The sequence below is a fragment of the Providencia sp. PROV061 genome (assembly GCF_011045655.1).
GTDB classification, from domain to species: Bacteria; Pseudomonadota; Gammaproteobacteria; order Enterobacterales; family Enterobacteriaceae; genus Providencia; species Providencia hangzhouensis.
The window spans coordinates 3,258,816-3,279,292 of the sequence record NZ_CP042861.1 but is presented as its reverse complement, the minus strand read 5'-3'; the positions used below and the strand labels follow the sequence as shown (position 1 = coordinate 3,279,292).

Here is a 20,477-nt window from a genome sequence, read left to right as displayed (position 1 = left end):
AATCGTCAATTAAATAATCACGATTCATAATAATTAAGTAAGATTTTATTTAATTTAAAAGCTAAATAAGTGATATTGGGTAAGCATCCAGCGGCTTAATTTCTTTAAGTACAAACATACTTTGCATTTCTTTGATACCCGGTAACCGGCGAATAACCGTCATAGCAAAGTCGGCATAGGAGTCTAAATCATGGGATACAACCTGTAATAAAAAGTCAGTATCACCACCAATACTGTAGCAAGCGACGACATTTTCTAGCTCAGTCACTTCTTGTTCAAATTTTTGTGCTTCAGCCTCGCTATCACTATCAATAATGACGCGAACAAAAACCATCACACCTAAGCCAATCTTTTTACGATTGAGAATGGCGCGATATCCTTGAATAATATTTTCTTCTTCTAATTTTTTAACCCTTCGCCAACAGGGAGAGGCTGACATGCCTACTTTTTCGGCAAGCACTTGGTTAGTTATTCGAGCGTCATCTTGTAGTAATTTTAGTATTTTTATTTCTGTCTTATCTATTGCCATAAATGAAAATCTCTACCTTAAAAATGCTTTAAATGGGATAAATTTACCTAAATCTTAGCGTGTAATGACTGAGTTAGAAAGCCTATTTCTTTCTTTAAATGCCATAATTATTGGGAAATTGAATACACATAAAATCATAGGGGACAGGAATGATATTTAATCCAGCTGAGCATCGTTGCGCTATCGTCGTTAATCAGGATTTATCTAACGGGTTGGCAATGAATGCCGCTAGTGTGATTGGCGTGAGTTTAGGAAATAAAGTTAACAATATAGTAGGGGAAGATTTGAACAGTGCGGATAATATCAATTATCCCGGTGTGATTTATGCGCCATTACCGATTTTAAAATCACCGGAGCAGTATATTAAAGAGATTGAAGTGGCTGCATTAAAGGTAAATGAAATATACATTATTCCTTTTAGCTTATTGGCACAATCGTGCCGGACTTATGATGAGTATCAGCAAAAATTATTAGAACACGAATATAAAAATATTCAGTTAGCTGGTATTGGGTTGGTAGGAAATAAAAAGGCGGTGACGCAGCTTATTGGCCACTTACCTTTGTTTAGATAGGAATAATGGCAGATAAAGCAGAGGCTCTATAAAGAGCCTCAAATTGGTTAGTACATTACTTTGTGACCATAACTTTCTAGAATACTTTTAACTCGTTCCATCACTTCTTTTGATGGTGGTCTAACGCCATCTAGTTTGTATTCTTCACCCATGGTTTCCCATTTGTGTTTACCGAGTTCGTGGTAGGGCAGTAATTCGATTTTTTCGATATTGCTCATATCTTTGGTAAACTCGCCCAGTAAATGTACTGAATGGTCATCATCACTCCAACCCGGCACGACAACATAGCGTACCCAAGTTTTCTGGTTGCGTTTGGCAAGGTAACGAGCAAATTCCAAAGTACGATGGTTAGAAACACCCACTAATTTTTGATGAATTTCATCATCGATTTGCTTTAAATCTAACATCACTAAGTCAGTGACATCCATCAGTTCATCAATCACTGGGTCGTAGCGGCGCACGAATCCATTGGTATCAAGGCAAGTATGAATATTTTCTTTTTTACAGGCACGGAACCAGTCACGTACAAATTCAGCTTGTAAGATAGCTTCTCCGCCTGAGGCGGTAACACCTCCGCCAGTCGCATTCATAAAGTGGCGATAGGTTACGGCTTCTTTCATTAATTCTTCAACGGTAACAATGTTGCCACCGTGGGTATCCCAAGTATCGCGGTTATGGCAATACAAGCAGCGCATTAAGCAGCCTTGGAAAAATACAATAAAACGGATCCCAGGACCATCAACGGTTCCGCATGATTCAAACGAATGAATACGGCCGAGTGTGGTTGGGGTTTCTGTCACATTAGTCGTCGCTATTGTTTTGGTTTTAGTATCATCGATAGACATAGCAGGCACTCCAAAATATCCTTCATACCGCAAACTTTAGAGCAAAAATATCGTTGCTGGTATAGATAAAAAGCCCCCGTGAGGGGGCTCAGACTGCTGACAAACATATTATGTTTGGCGGCAAGTTTAATAGGTTTTGAAAATAAACTAGGAAAATCAATTTATTGATTTTCGGCTGATAACACAAAGCGGGAAAAACCACGTTTTTATCCCGCTTTGTCAACAACCTCAGACCCCGTAAAGCGGGGTCTTTAATTTACTTTATTTTAATGAGCTAATTATTACATTGTACTGGTGAAAGTACGAGTAATAACGTCTTGCTGTTGTTCTTTAGTCAGTGAGTTGAAACGTACAGCATAACCAGATACACGGATAGTCAGTTGTGGGTACTTCTCTGGGTTTTCCATTGCATCTAACAGCATTTCACGGTTCATAACGTTAACGTTCAGATGCTGGCCGCCTTCGATAGACGCTTCGTGGTGGAAGTAACCATCCATCAGACCCGCTAAGTTCGTTTTACGAACATCATCATCTTTACCTAACGCATTTGGTACGATAGAGAAAGTATAAGAAATACCATCTTTCGCGTAAGCAAATGGCAGTTTAGCAACAGAAGTCAGTGAAGCTACCGCACCTTTTTGGTCACGACCGTGCATTGGGTTTGCACCTGGTCCGAATGGTGCACCTGCACGACGGCCATCTGGTGTATTACCTGTTTTCTTACCATACACTACGTTAGAGGTGATGGTCAGGATTGACTGAGTTGGTACCGCGTTACGGTAAGTAGGCAGTTTCTGAATTTTCTTCATGAAACGTTCAACTAAGTCACACGCGATATCATCTACACGAGAGTCGTTGTTACCAAATTGTGGATATTCACCTTCGATTTCGAAGTCGATAGCGATACCGTCTTCATCACGAATTGGTTTAACTTTCGCATATTTGATTGCAGACAGTGAGTCAGCAGCAACAGATAGACCCGCAATACCACAAGCCATGGTGCGATAAACATCACGGTCATGTAACGCCATCAGCGAAGCTTCATAGCTGTATTTATCGTGCATGAAGTGGATGCAGTTCAGTGCAGTGACGTACTGAGTTGCTAACCAATCCATGAAGTGGTCCATTTGGTTCATCACAGTATCGAAATCTAAGATCTCGTCCATGATTGGTGCATGTTTAGGACCAACTTGCATTTTCAGTTTTTCATCAACACCACCGTTGATGGTATACAGCATGGTTTTCGCTAAGTTTGCGCGAGCACCGAAGAACTGCATTTGTTTACCAACAATCATTGGGCTGACGCAACATGCAATTGCGTAGTCATCGTTATTGAAGTCTGGACGCATCAGGTCATCATTTTCATACTGAACTGATGAGGTATCGATAGACACTTTAGCTGCGAATTTTTTGAAATTCATTGGCAGTTTTTCTGACCACAGGATAGTCATGTTTGGCTCAGGAGATGGGCCCATGGTATACAGTGTGTTCAGGAAACGGAATGTGCTTTTCGTTACCAGAGTACGGCCATCAAGGCCCATACCTGCTAATGATTCAGTTGCCCAGATTGGGTCACCAGAGAACAGCTCATCGTATTCAGGAGTACGTAAGAAACGTACCATACGCAGTTTCATGACTAAGTGGTCAATCAATTCTTGCGCTTGTTGTTCGGTGATTTTACCTGCTTCTAAGTCACGTTGGATATACACGTCTAAGAAGGTAGAAACACGACCAAATGACATTGCAGCACCGTTTTGTGATTTAACAGCGGCTAAGTAACCGAAGTAAGTCCACTGTACTGCTTCTTGTGCGTTTGTTGCTGGTGCAGAAATATCGTAACCGTATTTTGCAGCCATTTCTTTCATTTGACCCAATGCACGGTGCTGTTCAGCAATTTCTTCGCGCAGTTGGATAGTCATTTGTAGGTCTTCACCTTTTTCTAATCTTTCTTGCAAAGAGGTGAATTGGTTAAATTTGTCTTTCATCAGGAAATCAATACCGTACAGTGCAACACGACGGTAGTCACCGATGATACGACCACGACCATATGCATCAGGTAGACCAGTTAAGATACCTGATTTACGGCATTTTAAGATGTCTGGCGTGTAAACGTCGAAAACACCTTGGTTGTGAGTTTTACGGTATTCAGTGAAGATTTTTTTGATTTCTGGGTCTAAAGTACGGTCGTAAGCTTTGCATGAGCCTTCAACCATTTTGATACCACCGAACGGGATAAGACCACGTTTCAGAGGTGCGTCAGTTTGCAAGCCAACGACTTTTTCTAATTCTTTAGTAATGTAACCTGCATCATGAGAAGTGATGGTTGAAGCGACATCAGTGTCAAAATCAACTGGCGCATGAGTGCGGTTTTCGATTTTGATCCCTTCCATGACTTTATCCCACAACGTGTCAGTTGCTGGAGTAGAGCCTGCTAAGAAAGATTCATCACCTTCATATGGAGTGTAGTTTTTCTGGATGAAGTCACGTACGTTGACGTTATTCTGCCAGTCACCTTGGTTAAAACCTTGCCATGCTAAAGCGAATTTTTCATTTAACTCGGACATGATACTTTTACCTTTTAACAATGGATCTTTTAGGGATCTTAATAAATCTTTTCGTGTGTGTCAGTGGCTATTAATGTTTTTGGCCACTACGTAAATGCATAAACCAATAAATGAGGCCGACTAAAATCGCACCGCCAATAATATTTCCGATAGTGACTGGAATTAAGTTATCTGTAATAAAGTTACCAACCGTTAGGTGTGAAAATTGGTCAGGAGACATATTTATTTGAGACCAATATTCAGCGGGGGCGAACTCTTTAATCATAATGCCTAACGGGATCATGAACATGTTTGCGATACTATGCTCAAAACCGCTCGCTACGAACATCGCGACAGGTAACACTAGAACGACCAGTTTATCAGTTAAACTACGGCCGGAGTAACTCATCCAAACCGCAAGGCAAACCATTAAGTTTGCTAAAATTCCTAATGTAACCGCTTCAATAAAGGTATGGTGTAATTTATGGCTGGTGGTTTGTAATACATTTAACCCCCATTGACCATTGGCTGCGGTGTATTGTCCTGCAAACCAAATCAGTGCAACAAAGAATAACGCACCAATTAAGTTACCAATATAGACATTAAACCAGTTACGGAACATTTGCCCCCAAGTAATTCTTCCTGTGGCTTTTGAGACGATAGTGAGTACGGTGGAGGTGAAAAGATCTGCGCCACATACAACCACTAACATCAGACCTAAGGAGAAACAAATCCCGCCAATAAGTTTAGTGAAACCATAAGGCGCTTCAGCTGCCCCGGTTGTTGCTGTGATATAGAATACAAACGCGATAGAGATAAAAATACCGGCAGTGAATGCTGACAAGTAAGTAATTGCAGGATGTTTATTTGCCTTATAAAAAGAGGCATCATCTGCGACTTGCGCCATTACAGCAGGTGGCAATAAATTAAAAGGGTTGTCAGCTTTCATACCAACACTCTCTTACAAAGTTGATTAATTATAGCACGCAATAATAGTAACAAAGGGGTGAATTGATAAATTTGATATGGATCATGAACTCTCTAGAGAGAGCGGTGAAAATGGTTAGTAAATTGTTAAATTTAAATCTATCTTGTTGATATATAAGGTATAAATATTTTTTAAAATTTATTAAAAATTTTTATAAAGTCAGTTTTGAGCATTAAAATAAGTAAAAATATACGCGTAAATGTTAACTATTTAAGATGAATATGATCCTTTTGGCATATAATTTAACTTATGTTTGCATAATACCCTATTTAATTCGGGGGGATTCCGATATATATTCCTTAACCAAACCTTATTTCTGCAATATTTATCTAACAATAATGTAAATAATAAAAGATTCGTATAAATGAATCTACAAATGAAAGTGATATATGTTAACTAATCAAACAGCTTTTAATGTTATGGCTAGGTATAAAACTCAATATCTTCGAGTGTGTTCAATTCTTGCTCAATACGTTCACGACTTGCTAAAAGTGTTTTGATGACTTGGTTCACTTTGGATTCATCAATGCGGAAAGTTGGGATAGACACACTAATTGCAGCTATGATTTTATCCCGCTGACGCAATGCAACAGCATAGCAGGTCGTTTCTTCATTTATTTCTTTATTATCAACGGCATAATTATTTTCACGAACTGCGTTAAGCTGTAGGCGCAGTTCAGCCAAAGTTTGCACACTGTATTGGGTTAACGGGGTAAAACCTGAAGGATAAAGCTCGGAAATTTGTTGGTCACTGTAGTTAAAAATCATGGCCTTACCAAGTGCCGAGTAAATAGCAGGCAAACGAGTACCAATATTAGAGATTAATTGGACCTTTTGGGCTGATTGGACTTTATCAATGTATAGTACATCGGCACCGTCTAAAATCCCCATTTGACACACTTCATTGCATTCATCAACAATGTGTACCATTTCCCGATGAACCATTTTTAGCCAATAGGATTTTTCGAAAAATGAGCGGGAAAGGAGTGAGCAGGCGATACCTAAATAATACAGCTGGCTATTGTCATCATAATTAATATATCGATGTTCAACCAACGTTTTTAAGATAGGATAAATAGTCCCCTTTAAGATTTGTGTTTTATCAGAAAGTTGTGTCAAAGAAAGCCCAGTATTTTCAGCCGATAAAACTTGCAGTATTTCTAATACCCGAATTGTCGGCATGTGCCCCGTAGACATTAAACCACCTCACTGATTAATTTTGTCGCTATTTTAGGTTTAAAATACCACTATGTAAATCATCTCAGGAATACGTTTAATCTCAAATTGGTCATACCTGTTAATGGCTCAAGTCGCAATAAAGACGTGATTCTGTTCAAAATTTAGTAATAAAAAAATCATTTTTTAGCCAGTCTAATTGCTATTTCTTTTCTTTAAATTCTTTTTAATCAAATAATTATGTGAGATTTATATATAAATTGGATGAATTTGACTCAATCCATAATTCATGATTTCTTGTTTATTGTTTTTATTTATGAATACAGTTTGTATATATGAACAATAATGGGTAAGGAGATTACCGGTATGGAAAGTCGTTATATCACTCCAGTAGTGACCATCTTTGATGACAAAGGTCGAGTGGATATAGAACAAAGCATACGTGTTTATGATTCATTGAAAGGCAAAGTCTCCGGTTTTGTCACAATGGGAAGCACGGGGGAATTTTTTGCGCTTAATATGCAGAGCTCAAAAACACTAATCGACCTATGTAGTCGTTACCCAAAGGAGGAAATGCGTGTTTATGCAGGAGCAAGCCGCCTTGATGTGCAAGAGTCGGTTGAATTGGCTAACTATGCATATGAAAAAGGAATCGATGGGGTGATGATCATTAGCCCATATTATTTTCCGCTGGATGATGAAGGTGTTTTCCGTTTTTACAGCACGATAGCAGCCAAAACATCTGCTAACATTTTCATTTATAACTTCCCTGAACGAACAGGTTATTCTGTCTCTCCAGATGTTTGCCTACGTTTAGCGGATAAATATCCCAATATCATCGGGTTGAAAGATACCATTCCTGACACGACTCATACCGCCCAAGTGATTGAAACGGTGAAAACCCGCTTACCTCATTTTGAGGTATATGCAGGTTACGATAATAACTTTGCTCATGTGGTTTTATCGGGGGGAAATGGTTGCATTGGTGGGCTTTCAAATATTGTTCCACAGTTTTTTGCATCGTGGATGCAGGCGTTTATCCAGGGTGATTTAGCATTAGTGGCAAAACACCAACAACGAGTAGACCAATTGATGGCTATATATGGTGTCAATGCACCATTTATCCCAACCTTTAAAAAAGCATTGCAGCTAAAAGGTGTGGTTAATTCAGACTATTGTACAGCGCCATTTATTGGCTTGAACAATATACAGATTGAGCAACTTCAGCAGTTATTAACCCTTGCTGATTCACCGCTCTGACCTTTCCTGAATCAAACACAATAGAACATCTTACCAACAGGGAAAAATATCATGGCGACAACGAAAACTTATAACAATCCTGTTTTAAATTCTGCGATAGCCAAATCGTGGAAACGTTTAGTACCTCTGATGTTTATTTTGTATTTTGTTGCATTTATTGACCGTGTGAATGTCGGTTTTGCTAAAGATGCGATGCAAGTCGACATTGGTTTATCCGATTCTGCTTTTGCATTCGGCGCAGGGATTTTCTTTGCTGCTTATGCATTGTTTGGCATCCCTGCAAACCTGATTTTAAACAAAATAGGGGCGCAAAAATGGCTAAGTATTACGACAGTTATCTGGGGCGTTCTGTCTGCAATGACAGGTTTTGTCACCAATGAGACGCAATTTATTATTTTACGTTTCTTATTGGGGTTGGGGGAAGCCGGTTTTTATCCAGGTATTCTATTATTAGCTTCCATTTATTTCCCAAATAACGTTCGTGGCTCTGTTATTGGTATTTTTGTTTTGGGTGTGCCGTTAGCGCTCACGCTAGGTTCTCCATTATCTGGTGCCTTACTTGAGTTACATGGTTGGTTAGGTCGGCCGGGTTGGTTCTGGATGTTTGTCATTGAAGGCCTTCCCGCTGTTGTGATTGGTATTTTTGCCTTCTTTTATTTGGATGATAGCCCTGAAAAAGCCCGTTTTTTAACCGAAGAAGAGAAAAAAGCCCTAACTGAACAATTAGCTAAAGAAAATGCAAAAACTGAAACCACATCAGTATTATCTGCACTAAAAAATATCAAAGTTTGGCACCTTGCACTGATTTACGGCACGATCCAAATTTCAGTATACGGTTTGATGTTCTTTCTGCCTTCCCAAGTTGCGTCCTTAATGGGGGAAAGTTTAGGCTTTAAACAATCCTTAGTTGCTGCCATACCTTGGGCTTGTTCTGCATTCGGGGTGTATTACATTCCTCGTTTTGCTGACCGCCATCCAACTCGTCGCATCGAAATCTCAGTGCTGTGTATGTTAGCCGCAGCATTAGGTTTGGCACTGTCAGCATTTGCGAGCCCTGTTTTTGCTATTGCAGCATTATGTTTAAGCGCTGTTGGTTTTTTATCCGTTCAACCAGTATTTTGGACGTTTCCTCCTCAGTTATTAAGCGGCCCTGCATTAGCAGCAGGAATTGGTTTCTGTACCACCATGGGGGCATTCTGTTCATTCCTCGCACCAATCATTCGCGTGGAAGTCGATAAAATGATGAATAGCAATACCGCAGGTATCGTGACATTAGCGGTGATCACCGTCGGCTGTGCCGTTTTAATCGCATTACTTAAAAAAAACACTCATAACAACAACCTCAAAGCATTGTCATCTAACTAATGACAATTTTTAGGAAGGTGTGACATGCAAAAAATTCTCAAAATTGATGAGAGCGACAACCTAATTGTTGCTTTGAAAGACCTGCAAGCAGGAGATATCTACCACTGGGGAAGTGAAGAAGTGACCCTAGTGACCGATGTGAAAGCAAAACACAAGTTCGCCATGGAAGCGATACCCGTTGATGGCATTGTTTCGATGTATGGTACTGCAGTAGGAAAAGCCACAAAGCCAATCGCAAAAGGTGAAGTTATCACAGTCGATAATATTCGCCACTATGCAGCTCCGGTTTCTTTAGAGCAAGATGCGCCATATGAGTGGAATGCGCCAGATGTATCGGTATATCAAGGACGTACATTTAAAGGCTATATACGTGAAGATGGGCGAGTGGGAACTGCAAACTATTGGTTAATCTTTCCATTAGTATTTTGTGAAAACCGCAATGTAACAAAGCTCACTGATGCCTTAAATGAAGCATTAGGTTATACCAATAATAGTTTGAAAAACTTTGCGTTAGATTTAACCGCAGGGGAGCAAAGGGAAGCAGCAAAACCTAAATTATTCCCACATATAGAAGGCGTGCGTTGCATTACGGTCACGAGTGGTTGTGGTGGGGCGACTTCTGACAGTAAAACGATGTGTGATGTGCTTGCTGCCTATGCAGATCACCCTAATGTGATTGGTATTACGGTGTTTAGTTTGGGCTGCGAAAAAGCACAGCGCAAAATGTTTAAAGAGTCACTGGCTGCTCGAAACTCCAATTTTAATAAGCCTGCACTTTACTTCCGCCAGCAAGAATGGAATAGCGAAGAAGAAATGATGCAAACCGCTTTGAAGCAAACTTATGAGTGCATGAAGGCTGTCGAACCACAGTCCCGTGTGGATGTTCCGTTGTCTCATTTAAAACTCGGTGTGAAATGTGGCGCTTCTGACGGTTTTTCTGGTATTTCGGGTAATCCTGCGATGGGGCTAGTTTCTGATTGGTTAGTGACCTTGGGGGGCGCATCAGGTTTAGCTGAATTCCCTGAATTGTGTGGTGCAGAAGGGGATATGGTGAAACGGTGCGTGTCTTTTGAGGATAAGAGAAAATTCTTAGATTTGATGGAGCGTTATGAAAAGACAGCAAATTTCTTTAATACTACGATTGCCGATAACCCGAGTCCCGGTAATATTGCAGATGGATTAATAACAGATGCAATTAAATCGACGGGAGCGGCTAAAAAAGGCGGAACGTCGCCGATTAGTGCGGTGTGTGATTATGCGGAGCCTATGCCTGACAGCGGGTTATCATTAGTTTGCACGCCGGGTAATGATGTTGATGCGGTTACCGGCCTTGTTGCTGCGGGGTGTAATGTGGTTATTTTTTCAACAGGACTTGGAACTCCTACAGGGAACCCTATTGTGCCAGTTTTAAAAATATCGACTAATAGTGCCATTGCAGAGCGTCTGTCAGACATAATTGATTATGATTGCGGGCCAATTATTGATGGGGTTCCACTACCAACAATTAGTAAAGGGTTATTTGAACGGGTGATTGAAACGGCAAGCGGTGACTATCAGGTTCAAGCGGACCGATTAGAACAGTTTGATTTCTTATTATGGAAACGTTCATTGGATTTATAATTAATATAAACCAATAATTTGTGAAAATGTTGACGGGGCAAGTTCCCCGTCAACGATTTAATTCACATTATGCATTATCACGCTTTGCTTTTTGCAGCTTTTCATAAGCAGCCAGCAAGGCTTGATGCGCAGGAAGTGCTTTAAGTTCTTCGTCAATAGACCACAAACCATAGAAGCATGATTCCCCAGCGATAGCAGCGGATGCTGCGTCTACTGCCTCTTGCCCATACATACGTACAAATGCGTTGTAGTATTGCGCAGGGGCACGCTCTTCTTCTTGGGATAACAACAACAGGGTTTGCAAGCAACGATAATAATTTGCACGCTCAGCAGTAAATACCGAGCTATTGAAGTCTTGTGTCCATTCAACCCAAGTAAGTGCTTGCTCGAGATCACCACCAGCCAGTGCCAACATGGATTTTAGTTCGCCAATACGCAGGTTACTCCACCCATTGTCTTTACCTACAGCCAAACCAAGTAATTCACGAACACGGGTAAAATCATCTAAACCGTCATCATCTAATTGCTCGATAAGGGCAAGATAATCTTGTTTTTCCCATTGGCTATCAGGCAGATTGATAATCGTGTCACGTAAATAAGCGCCCATCGCGTTATTGGCGATATGTAAGTCTTCTACTGGGTAAATATCAGACATACCTGGGACTAAAATACGGCAAGCGTAGACACCCAAATGGTTATAATCTGCAATATAGACTTCAGCATCTAATGTATTGAAAATACTAATAAGCGTTGCAAATTCTTCTTGAGTTGTGCCTTTAAAGCTCCAATCTGCAAAGGCATAATCGGCATCATCTTTAAACAAATCCCAGCTAATTAAACCGCTTGAATCAATAAAGTGAGTTTCAAGGTTTGTGTGTTCAGCCACTTCTTCGTCATCAAAGGTCGGTGTATTAAATACATCGAGGTCTTTTAAGCCACGGCCTTGCAGCAATTCGGTGACTGTACGTTCAAGGGCAACACCAAAGTCAGGATGAGCACCAAATGAGGCAAAACAAGTCCCGTTCTGTGGATTGAACAAGACCACACAAATTACAGGGTATTGGCCGCCTAGTGATGCGTCATAACAGAAAATTGGAAAACCTTCTTTTTCTAAGGTTTCAACGGCTTCAACTACCGCAGGATAACGAGCCATGACGTCAGCAGGGATAGCCGGTAAGCTAATACTTTCAGCAATGATTTTATTTTTAACAAAGCGTTCAAAGACTTCGGAAAGGCCTTGTACACGCGCTTCGTTGGCGGTATTTCCCGCAGACATTCCGTTGGAAACATATAGGTTGCCAACGATATTCATTGGAATATATACGGTTTGATTGTCTGATTGGCGGGTAAATGGCAGGGCGCAGATACCACGTTCTTCATTGCCGGATTGTAAGTCAATTAATTGGCTGGCGGCTAAGGCGTTGTCGGGGTCATAAAATTTAATCAAACGATTGTCTAATAACCCTTCAGGTAAACTATCATCTTCGGTTAGTGGAAACCATTTTTCATTAGGGTAATGAACAAAATCCCCTTCAGCGATAGATTTACCAAGGTAAAAGTCCGCAAAGAAGTAATTCGTTGATAAACGCTCAAAATACTCACCAAGCGCTGAAGCTAATGCGGCTTTTTTGCTCGCTCCTTTACCATTAGTAAAGCAAAGGGGACACGCTTTATCGCGGATATGTACAGACCAAACGTTGGGTACAGGGTTTAACCAAGAGGCTTCTTCAATATCAAACCCTAATTTCTTTAATTTGGTTTGAAATGCATCGATAGAATCTTCAAGAGCGGCATCTTTGCCGGGAATAAAAGTTTGGCTCATTGTCAGTCACTTGTGAATAGAGTGTTTCAAACGGCCTATGATACGGATTTTTGTCGCAAGCCTCACGCTTTTTATTTATTCACAGATAAATCATCTTAAAATTCATTATTTATCCTAAAATAATTGTATAGGTCACATAAAATTCAGCATAATTCCACATAATAACTGAAGTTTATTAATGAAAGGAAAATAGGATGAAAAACAGAAATAAAGCGCTTTTGGCGACATTGGTTTCACTGTTTGCCGTATCCGCTATCGCTCAACCTAATATTACGGTATTGGCGACAGGGGGAACGATAGCTGGTGGGGGGGATTCAGCCACATCTTCCAGTTATCAAGCGGGTAAAGTAGGGATTGATGCTTTAATTAATGCAGTGCCAGAAACCAAAAAAATTGCCAATTTAAGTGGTGAGCAATTGGTGAATATTGGTTCACAAGATATGAATGACCAAGTCTGGCTGAGCCTCGCGAAAAAAATTAACCAAGATTGCGATAAAACAGATGGTTTTGTAATCACTCATGGTACTGATACTTTAGAAGAAACGGCATTTTTCCTTGATTTAACCACGCAATGTAAAAAGCCAATTGTCTTGGTTGGTGCAATGCGTCCTTCAACAGCTTTGGGCGCTGATGGTCCTTTGAACCTGTATAATGCAGTAGTTTTAGCGACGGATAAGTCTGCTGGAGAGCGCGGTGTTCTGATGGCAATGAACGATAAAGTCGTGCAAGGCCGTAATGTGATGAAAATGAGCACCACTGAAGTACAGGCATTTGATGCAGTTAATGGTGGGGCAGAAGGTTTTATTCATGATGGTAAAGTCACTTATTTCCAAGCAGCGCAACCTCGTGGTGACAAAGCGGCATTCGATGTCAGTAAACTCGAAAAGCTCCCTGCGGTAGGCATTGTTTACAATTATGCCAATGCATCAGCGGCTCCGGTGAAAGCTTTGAGAGAAGAAGGGGTTGAAGGGGTTGTAAGCGCAGGTGTGGGTAACGGTAATATGTATAAAGCGGTATTTGACGCTTTAGCAAAAGCAGCGAAAGAAGACGTGGTTGTCGTTCGTTCAAGTCGTGTACCAACAGGTTATACGACAAGAAATGCCGAAGTGGATGATAACTTATATGGTTTTGTTGCTTCAGAAAGGTTGAACCCGCAAAAAGCGCGTGTATTGCTTCAGTTAGCCTTAACTCAGACTAAAGATCCTCAGCAAATTCAGGCATTATTCGAAAAATATTAATTATCAAAACAAGTGTTAATTTAATACAGCGGGGTGCAGTAGCCTGTACCCCGTTAGCTTTATTGTTTGTTAAGAAATTTTATACTTACGTATGTTATTTTTCAGTACAACAACATTTATCCTAATTATTTGACTCAGTAATCTGAGCTTTTTTAAGGCAATTAGGTCAATGTGGTGATAGAACTTTGAGAATTCCTACAAAATAGGAAAAATTAAGGTACAAACAGTTAATTTATTGATTTTATCTTGAACCCTTTCTTATGTGTATTCTCTATATATTTTTTATATTTATCAATTTATTACATTTTATTTTTAGCAAGGTCATCACTGGTGATAATGGCAATTAATTAAAATTAATGTGTCGTTGATCATATTTTGGCAACAAAGCTTGTATCTGTGTTGATAATTCGCGTTGCAAAAAATAGGCTAAATACATCGCAAGAGGCATAACTCATTGTGAATATTTAGATTTAAATGGAAAGTTAAATCGTATTTCGGCCGAAAAATAAAATTAAAAAATATTAGAGGAATACAAGAATGGTTAATAAAAATGTCAATACTGGCAGGAAATTGCTCGTCTTAAAAATCGCAATAGCGATGCTGCCTATTGGTTACCAGCCAATCATGCATGCGGAGCAATTTCTTGAAGATTCAAAACTTACTGGTGGCCTTTACTACTGGCAACGAGATCGTTCACGTAAAGATTTAGACCCTAATAGTGATAAATATAAAAAGTATGCGGATAATCTTAAACACTCAACGTTTAATGCCAGCCTAGATTTCTCTTCAGGCTATTTTCAGGACATTATTGGGCTTGATTTAGCGGGTTTTACAGCTATTGAGCTATCGAACAGTGGGCCTGCTGCACCAAATGAAATCGGTTTTAGTGACGCAAAATCACGTTGGGATGAAAAATGGACAGGGGATCGTAGTGGTGTGACTTTTTATAAAGCGGCCGCAAAATTGAAATATGGCCCTTTCTGGGGGAGAGGTGGCTATATTCAACCAACGGGGCAAACGCTATTAGCATCCCATTGGAGTTATATGCCTGGAACATACCGTGGATTAGAGGTGGGCGGGGTGTTTGATTTTGAGCAAAATGGTGAACTCAGCATGTCCTATATGTGGACCGACCGCTATAAAGCACCTTGGTACCGCAGTATGTATGATTTTCGTGAAGCGGATGGTAAAACTGGGATCAGCTATTTACAATCAATTGGTTTCAAATATGACTTTAAAAACAACTTAGTTCTTGAAGGGGCATATGGGCAAGCAAAAAGCTATATGGACCAATATTTTGCCAAGGTTTCCTATGCTGTTCCTGTTGTAGACCGTGATTTACGTATGTCTTATCAATTTTATGGAGCAAAAGACAAGGTTTCAGACGGCGGAGTTAATGATGTTTATGACGGTTTAGCTTGGTTGCAAGCGATGACATTAGGTTACACTTACGATGAATTTGATTTTAAATTAGAGGGAACCTATGTAAAAGCTAAAGGTAATCAAGGTTATTTCCTACAGCGTATGACCCCTGGTTGGGCAACATCAAATGGCCGCATGGATATCTGGTGGGATGGCCGTTCAGACTGGAATGCTAATAATGAAAAAGCCGTTATGGCTGGTGTTATGTATGATTTAAAAAATTGGGATTTAGCTGGATGGAAAGTCGGAACCTCATATATTTATGGTTGGGATGCTAAACCAAGTACGAATAGCCAATATGCTCAAGATGTACGCTTAAAAGAAAGTGCATGGAACTTTGATATTTTATATACCGTGCAGTCAGGTAGAGCAAAAGATACGCTATTTAAGCTGCATTTTACCAAATATGATAATCATACAGATATTCCGAGTTATGGTGGTGGTTATGGAAATATTTTCCAAGATGAAAAAGATATTAAGTTTATGGTAATGATGCCATTTACTGTATTCTAGAGTAGAAAATATTTTAGTAACAAATGACTGCTATAGGGGAACTATGGCAGTCATTTGCCTAGATAGGAAAGAGGTTTGTCATATATTTTAATATTAATGAGATGTTTTAATAGGTGTAAATACTGATATAAAAATTGAAAATAAGGTGGGTATATTCACCTTATTTTTATGGTGACTACAAAGAAGCGTTATTTACACTTTCATTGGGTATGATAGCGTCTTGTTTTAACTTATCTTTTAATATGGTAACTTTTTCCGATTGATGAGGAGGATTTTTAATTTGAGCATGGCCAGATAAAACCCCACCTTTTTTAATCGATAAGCTACTGTAATGGATAGTACCGTGGATTTCGCCATTATTTTCAATACAAATAGTATCAGATAAGCACTCACCTTCAATACGCCCATTAACTACCAGTTCTTTACAGGTGATATTTCCCGTGACTTGGCCGTTTAACATGACTTTAACAGTATTATCTTTTCCTGTTATATTTCCAATGACTTTTCCATAGATATGTACTTGCTCATTAGAGGTAATATTCCCTTCAAAAATAACGTCCCTAGAGATAACCGTATTCGATTTTTCTTCACTAATAGTAGGCGTTGATAGTGTAATTTGTTCTTCTATCTTTGCAGTCACTTCAGGCTCATTACTTATAGAAGGGGGCGCCGATGTAGGCGTGGGCTTGTTTTGTCTTTTGGTGAACATTTTACTTACCTTTTTTTGATTGAAGTATACGATCAAGAATAGCACTGATAATACGAACGAAAATAAGGTGATAGTTAAATAGCTAAAAAACCACCCTATTAAAGTAAGAAACCAGAAGAAAAAACTTGTGTTGAGAAAAAGATATGTTTTTTTCATCAGATAATCTCTTACAAATTACTAAAATACGTAATTAGTTTAGTCAATAAATGTAATTGTGCATTTAAAGTGTATTTTAACTTTATGACTACATTTGAATCATCAACTTTCTAAATTATAGTTAAAATAATAGAAAGGAAATAAAATAATTTTTATATAGTATGAAAAATTAGAAAACATCTATAATATTATTTATATACCACTTTGATATATAAGTATAATTCTAGATGATAGAATATATTCATCAGTGAAATAATATAAGGGTTTTGATTTGAATTGCAACTATTATAGTTTCTAGGAAAATTTTTTTTTAACTAAAAATTGTAGTGATAAATAGTTAAATTTAAGTTACTCATCATAAATTATCACTAATTGAGTGAAAAAAATATGGATATTTGAAATAAAAAACCCTGATAAAGTTTATTATCAGGGTTTTGGTATTTTTAACCATTACGTTTTATCAGCGATGGTTGAATACTATTACTCTTTTGCTTCGTGTGCGTCAGCATTATCACGGCAATCACCATCTGCGCAATGACCATATAGATATAAACTATGGTTAGATAGTTTAATGCCATGGCGAGCAGCGATATTTTTTTGGCGAGTTTCAATGGATTCGTCAGTAAACTCAATCACTTTTCCACAATCTAAACAGATTAAATGGTCATGGTGATGTTGCTGAGTTAACTCGAATACAGATTTACCCCCCTCGAAGTTGTGACGGGTTACGATACCTGCATCATCAAATTGGTTTAACACGCGGTATACGGTTGCTAACCCGATCTCTTCGCCCATATCGATCAGCTTTTTATAGAGATCTTCCGCACTGACGTGGTGGCACTCAGGCTCTTGAAGTACTTCCAAAATTTTTAATCTTGGAAGAGTGACTTTGAGTCCAGCATTTTTCAATGCTTTGTTGTTGTCTGTCATGCGGGTTTGTCCTGTATCTTAAATCATAAATTTAACAATAATGAGACATTTTTAACATCAATACAGTTGTCTTCTAAACTGATTTACAATTATAGGCATGGAAAATAAAAATAGAAACCATGCATTGTCTCATTATTTTGATAATCTCTTGAGAACCTATCCTATTAGGATACCTTATCGGTTATTTTAGATTACGCCACTGGCTTAGTGATTCATTTTGTACAAGACAGTGGTGTAATCTATGGGTAAGGTTTCTTTATATGATCTATTAGCCTAAAATTTCAGCTAAAGACATTTCTTCAGAGATTTGTTTTACCCATGCATCAACACGTTCATCAGTTAGCTCAGGTTGACGATCTTCATCAATAGCTAAACCAATAAAGTGGTTGTCATCTGCCATACCTTTGGATACTTCAAAGTGATAACCTTCTGTTGGCCAATGACCAACAATAACAGCACCACGAGGCTCAATAATATCGCGGATCGTACCCATAGCATCACAGAAATATTCAGCGTAGTCTTCCTGGTCTCCACAACCAAATAAGGCGACAAGTTTACCTTCGAAATCAATTTCTTCGAGAGTAGGGAAGAAATCATCCCAATCACATTGAGCTTCACCATAATACCAAGTTGGAATACCGAGAAGTAGAATATCAAAAGCTTCAATATCTTCTTTACTGCATTTTGCGATATCGTGAACTTCTGCTACATCTTTGCCCAATCTTTCTTGGATCATTTTGGCAATATTTTCTGTGTTACCTGTGTCACTTCCGAAGAAAATGCCTATGACTGCCATAAAGTGATTAACCTCTTGTTTTTCTAAGAGGACTAGAAGTGAAAATTCGCCTTCTAGAGCCCACTTAGAACGAAAATAGATAGAATATTACGCCTTATTCTGGCGAAAAAATGATGCTAAGTCTGTCAAATTTGTGTGATTTATCAAGATAACGTTATTTGAGTATTGATGTGTTAACATGCTCAAGTTGTGACATCAAAATTTCTTCGATCAATTCACTACGGCTTATATTTTTATCTTCAGCTAACTGATTCAATATCACGACAGCTTCTTCGTTCAGTTTCAATTCAACTCTACGCAATCCTTTCACTTTATCTCGTTTCAGTTGGTTGCGTTTGTTGATCCTCAGTTGTTCATCCCGTGATAGCGGGCTTGTTTTAGGTCGCCCAGGCCTTCGTTCCTCAGCGAACAAATCTAGTGTAGTTCGATCCGTTTGTTCTTTTGCCATGTCTATAACTGCTAAAAGGGTGTGCCAGTAATTCAGCGCGCCATGATACCCTAGCTAATCCCCTTGTGCTATAGCTTCATCTACGATGATTTGGTTTAATCGGTTGTAAAATGAGCGCTTTTAGTAAAAAAGCACCACTTGCTATAGGTGTGATGCTTTTTTATCCGTGTTATTGCGTTTGTTGGCGCCATAAATTGGCGTATAAGCCATTTGATTTGAGCAAGTTTTCGTGTGTATCCATTTCGTGTACTTCTCCTTGGCAAATAACACATATCCTATCAGCATGCATAATCGTGTTGAGTCGGTGAGCAATACTAATGACTGTTCTTCCTTGCGTAATTAAAGGCATATTTTCCATAATGGCAGCTTCTGACTCGTAATCTAAAGTCGAAGTGATTTTGAATTTTGGATGTGTGAAATTAATCGTTTAACATCAGCCAGTTAAAAGTGTTAGATGTGGCTTTTGACTGGCTTCATTCTTCGACTGTGTCGAGATTGTGACATGCTCACTATATTTGGTTAAATGTTGACCGCTAAAGTGTGCGTATTTCTGAACCATTTCTAAAGTCTCCCATCCTCCCATTTCTTTTAACACCATCAGTGGAGTTCCACTTTGTGCGTGCCAACTTGCCCATGTATGTCTGAGGTCGTGAAAAGTGAAATCAGTTATGCCAGAATCAGCCAATGCCTGGTAATAGCATTCACGATAATAGTTACTCCTTCGCTTTCCTTCGTTGGAAAACACATAGTCACCATCTTTTTCAATCCCATTTAGAATTTCAATGGCCACATCATTTAGAGGAACCGGTCTAGCTCGTCCTGACTTTGCATTATCTGCAGTTACATGAGCAACTCTTCTAACTAGGTCTACACTTTTCCATTTAAGCGATAATATCTCGCTTTTTCTCATACCCGTTAAAATAGCAATAGAAACAAAATCCTTCATCCACTTAACTTTGATGTTAGACAGTAGTAGTTCAGCTTCCCACTTTTCTAACCATCGAACCCTAACAGTGGGCTCTTTCATCCGTGGTATATAGGATGACTTGGTTAACCACCCCATCTTGTGTGCCAATGAAAAAGCCCTTAAAACAAATGAGCGATATCTATTCTTTGTTGCACTTGTTAACTTACGCTTAGTAATGGGGCTATAATCCGGAATTGCATTTGCTATATCATCACTAGTGATTGATGAGAGCTTTTTTCCACCTAAAATAGCGATAAAATACTTAGAGTAAGCTTGCTTAGTTTTAAAGCTTGTTTGCCCCTTGGCATCCTTAAGAGCCAAAATGATTGCATCTTCAAATATCCGATCTGGTTGCTTATCAAGCTTATCCTGCTGCCACAGGTCATGCTTTAGTTTGTCGTGATATTCTTGTGCTTTTATTTTGTCTGAGGTGCCAGTAGAGCGTCTAATTCTCTCGCCAGTTGGGGTGGATACATCGACCCAATACTTGCTGCCTCTTTTGTATATTGGCATTTGGTTTTCCTCTTACTACCGACCAAAGCCAGCCGATAGACATTATTGTCGTTAAACTGCGCCTG

General features: G+C 39.1%; 17 protein-coding genes and 1 pseudogene. 6 read left to right on the top strand and 12 right to left on the bottom strand.

Annotated elements, in window-relative coordinates; all coding sequences use genetic code 11:
- Positions 1-61: 61 nt before the first annotated feature.
- Complete coding sequence (locus FVA72_RS15120; protein ID WP_004256307.1) at positions 62-529, bottom strand: Lrp/AsnC family transcriptional regulator; 468 nt, start codon at positions 527-529, stop codon at positions 62-64.
- Positions 530-678: 149 nt separating this feature from the next.
- On the opposite strand from FVA72_RS15120, the gene FVA72_RS15115 reads away from it, so the two are divergent.
- Positions 679-1,101 carry a DUF2000 domain-containing protein gene (locus FVA72_RS15115; RefSeq protein ID WP_004256305.1) on the top strand — a complete coding sequence of 141 codons (423 nt, stop codon included), beginning with the start codon at positions 679-681 and terminating at the stop codon, positions 1,099-1,101.
- Between the two features lie 47 nt (positions 1,102-1,148).
- Here FVA72_RS15115 and pflA read toward each other — a convergent pair whose 3' ends face one another.
- The 4 genes from pflA to FVA72_RS15095 all read right to left on the bottom strand — a co-directional run bounded on the left by pflA (position 1,149) and on the right by FVA72_RS15095 (position 6,674).
- Entirely contained in the window at positions 1,149-1,946 is a 798-nt protein-coding gene (gene pflA, locus FVA72_RS15110; protein WP_004256303.1) for a pyruvate formate lyase 1-activating protein, read from the bottom strand.
- A 281-nt stretch (positions 1,947-2,227) separates the two neighbouring features.
- On the bottom strand, positions 2,228-4,510 hold the full coding sequence (pflB, locus tag FVA72_RS15105) for a formate C-acetyltransferase (RefSeq protein WP_096864172.1): 2,283 nt from the start codon (positions 4,508-4,510) through the stop codon (positions 2,228-2,230).
- Positions 4,511-4,580: 70 nt separating this feature from the next.
- Complete coding sequence (gene focA, locus FVA72_RS15100) at positions 4,581-5,438, bottom strand: formate transporter FocA (RefSeq protein ID WP_004256299.1); 858 nt, start codon at positions 5,436-5,438, stop codon at positions 4,581-4,583.
- 462 nt (positions 5,439-5,900) lie between these two features.
- Complete coding sequence (locus FVA72_RS15095; protein WP_094960677.1) at positions 5,901-6,674, bottom strand: IclR family transcriptional regulator; 774 nt, start codon at positions 6,672-6,674, stop codon at positions 5,901-5,903.
- 345 nt (positions 6,675-7,019) lie between these two features.
- Between FVA72_RS15095 and FVA72_RS15090 the strand changes: the two genes are divergently transcribed.
- Genes FVA72_RS15090 through FVA72_RS15080 form a run of 3 tightly spaced genes read left to right on the top strand, consistent with a single transcriptional unit; the run spans position 7,020 to position 10,898 of the window.
- Positions 7,020-7,913 carry a dihydrodipicolinate synthase family protein gene (locus FVA72_RS15090; protein WP_110591399.1) on the top strand — a complete coding sequence of 298 codons (894 nt, stop codon included), beginning with the start codon at positions 7,020-7,022 and terminating at the stop codon, positions 7,911-7,913.
- Positions 7,914-7,964: 51 nt separating this feature from the next.
- Entirely contained in the window at positions 7,965-9,278 is a 1,314-nt protein-coding gene (locus FVA72_RS15085; protein ID WP_110591400.1) for an MFS transporter, read from the top strand.
- A gap of 24 nt (positions 9,279-9,302) precedes the next feature.
- A complete protein-coding gene (locus tag FVA72_RS15080) occupies positions 9,303-10,898 on the top strand; it encodes a UxaA family hydrolase (RefSeq protein WP_137019270.1) in 1,596 nt (531 codons plus the stop codon).
- A gap of 67 nt (positions 10,899-10,965) precedes the next feature.
- Here FVA72_RS15080 and ycaO read toward each other — a convergent pair whose 3' ends face one another.
- Positions 10,966-12,720 (bottom strand): 30S ribosomal protein S12 methylthiotransferase accessory factor YcaO, encoded by a 1,755-nt coding sequence (ycaO, locus tag FVA72_RS15075; RefSeq protein ID WP_110591443.1) that lies wholly within the window; start codon positions 12,718-12,720, stop codon positions 10,966-10,968.
- 194 nt (positions 12,721-12,914) lie between these two features.
- Here ycaO and ansB point away from each other — a divergent pair, with 194 nt between their 5' ends.
- Both ansB and chiP read left to right on the top strand, forming a co-directional pair.
- Positions 12,915-13,958: an L-asparaginase 2 gene (ansB, locus tag FVA72_RS15070; protein WP_004256291.1), complete on the top strand. Its 1,044-nt coding sequence runs from the start codon at positions 12,915-12,917 to the stop codon at positions 13,956-13,958.
- Positions 13,959-14,495: 537 nt separating this feature from the next.
- Entirely contained in the window at positions 14,496-15,893 is a 1,398-nt protein-coding gene (chiP, locus tag FVA72_RS15065; protein ID WP_004256290.1) for a chitoporin ChiP, read from the top strand.
- A 175-nt stretch (positions 15,894-16,068) separates the two neighbouring features.
- Here chiP and FVA72_RS15060 read toward each other — a convergent pair whose 3' ends face one another.
- The 6 genes and pseudogenes from FVA72_RS15060 to FVA72_RS22120 form a co-directional block, all read right to left on the bottom strand.
- On the bottom strand, positions 16,069-16,602 hold the full coding sequence (locus FVA72_RS15060; RefSeq protein ID WP_243154715.1) for a bactofilin family protein: 534 nt from the start codon (positions 16,600-16,602) through the stop codon (positions 16,069-16,071).
- A 636-nt stretch (positions 16,603-17,238) separates the two neighbouring features.
- Positions 17,239-17,688 (bottom strand): ferric iron uptake transcriptional regulator, encoded by a 450-nt coding sequence (gene fur / locus FVA72_RS15055; protein WP_004256285.1) that lies wholly within the window; start codon positions 17,686-17,688, stop codon positions 17,239-17,241.
- A gap of 268 nt (positions 17,689-17,956) precedes the next feature.
- A complete protein-coding gene (gene fldA, locus FVA72_RS15050; RefSeq protein ID WP_004256261.1) occupies positions 17,957-18,484 on the bottom strand; it encodes a flavodoxin FldA in 528 nt (175 codons plus the stop codon).
- A gap of 154 nt (positions 18,485-18,638) precedes the next feature.
- The gene (gene ybfE / locus FVA72_RS15045) at positions 18,639-18,932 is read right to left on the bottom strand and encodes a LexA regulated protein (RefSeq protein WP_004256256.1); all 294 of its coding nucleotides are present in this window, start codon (positions 18,930-18,932) and stop codon (positions 18,639-18,641) included.
- A gap of 169 nt (positions 18,933-19,101) precedes the next feature.
- Positions 19,102-19,326, bottom strand: a pseudogene (locus tag FVA72_RS15040) (type I secretion system permease/ATPase); the annotation flags it as partial.
- Positions 19,327-19,365: 39 nt separating this feature from the next.
- A complete protein-coding gene (locus FVA72_RS22120; RefSeq protein WP_137019268.1) occupies positions 19,366-20,412 on the bottom strand; it encodes a tyrosine-type recombinase/integrase in 1,047 nt (348 codons plus the stop codon).
- Between the last annotated feature and the right edge of the window lie 65 nt (positions 20,413-20,477).